The sequence below is a fragment of the Streptomyces sp. SID12501 genome, assembly GCF_010550245.1.
Taxonomy (GTDB): Bacteria; Actinomycetota; Actinomycetes; order Streptomycetales; family Streptomycetaceae; genus Streptomyces.
The window spans coordinates 1-1,084 of sequence record NZ_JAAGLU010000123.1; the positions used below are offsets into that span (position 1 = coordinate 1).

At 68.4% G+C, this 1,084-nt stretch carries 2 protein-coding genes; one reads left to right on the forward strand and one right to left on the reverse strand.

Annotation, left to right across the window (positions count from 1 at the left end):
• Nucleotides 1-464, forward strand: a 464-nt coding sequence (locus tag G3I71_RS44730) for a DUF1932 domain-containing protein (RefSeq protein ID WP_164324607.1), incomplete at its 5' end; no start/stop codon positions are given.
• Here the strand turns inward: G3I71_RS44730 and G3I71_RS44735 are convergent.
• A partial coding sequence (locus G3I71_RS44735) for an HAD family hydrolase (protein ID WP_164324609.1) occupies nt 443-1,084 on the reverse strand: 642 nt, incomplete at its 5' end. The two genes, G3I71_RS44730 and G3I71_RS44735, sit on opposite strands and share 22 nt — an antisense overlap.

The window sequence follows — 1,084 nt, forward strand, 5'->3', positions numbered from 1 at the left end:
AGACCCCGCGGCTGTATCTGTCAGGGCCGGCCGATGCTCTTGCCGCCGTGGCCCTGCTGTTCTATGGCACCGCCGTGGGTCCGCACCTTTTGGAGGGCGGAACCGGGAAGGCCTCCGCTCTGAAGCTCTCCTACACCAGCTACCAGAAGAGCAGCCGGGTGCTGGCAGCCGTCGCCTATGCCCTCGCCGATGACCACGGGGTGGGCGAGGAACTCCTCGCTATCGCGCAGGGTCGCTCCACGAGCTACCTGGCTGAGACCGCGTACTTCCCGAAGGTTGCTGCAAGGTCGTGGAGGTGGGCCCCGGAGATGCAGGAAGCCGCAGATGCGCTCGATGAGGCAGGCCTACCGAGCCACCTCGCCACAGCCTCAGCGCTGGTCATGGAGCGCTGGGCAGGTTCGCGGGAACAGAAGCTGGACATTGGTGAGGCCCTCGCAAGGCTTCACACCGCACCAGAGGCGTGATGCGCGTTTTGCTCCAGCAGCAGACCGATTGCCTCTGAGGCAGTCCTCGACTCCAGGTCGGGGCTGCGGACACCTGCCGGCCACTGCCGCCCGGCGGAAATCCATGCCGTCCGCAGCCCTGCCGCGCGGCCACCTTCAATGTCTGTCTCGGGGTTGTCGCCCACCATCCAGCCCCCCTCGGCGAGGGTGGTGCCGCAGCGCTCTGCGGCGGCTTGGAAGACGGCCAGGGCGGGTTTCCGCACTCCGACGTCTCCCGACGCGCAGACACCGTCGAAGAGGCCCGCCAGCCCCGCGCTCTCCAGCTTGGCTCGCTGGATGTCCGCAGCACCGTTGGTCACCACTCCGAGCGTCCAGCCGATCGCCCGCATCCGGCTGAGGGCATCAGGCAGCCCGGGGAGGCAACGGGCGCGGGCGGACATGCCCGAGACGTACTCGCTCCACAGGGAGGCGGCGGAGCCGCTCAGCCCGAGCGGGCCCCTGAGTTGAGCGAAGTCAGCTGGGTAGGCCCTCGCGCGCAGCTTGTCCCCCAGCAGAAGCTCAGCGTCAGGAGCGAGGCCCCGGGACGCGCTGAAATCCCTGACCCACCGTTTGAGCGCAGCCTGTCGATCGATCAAGGTGTT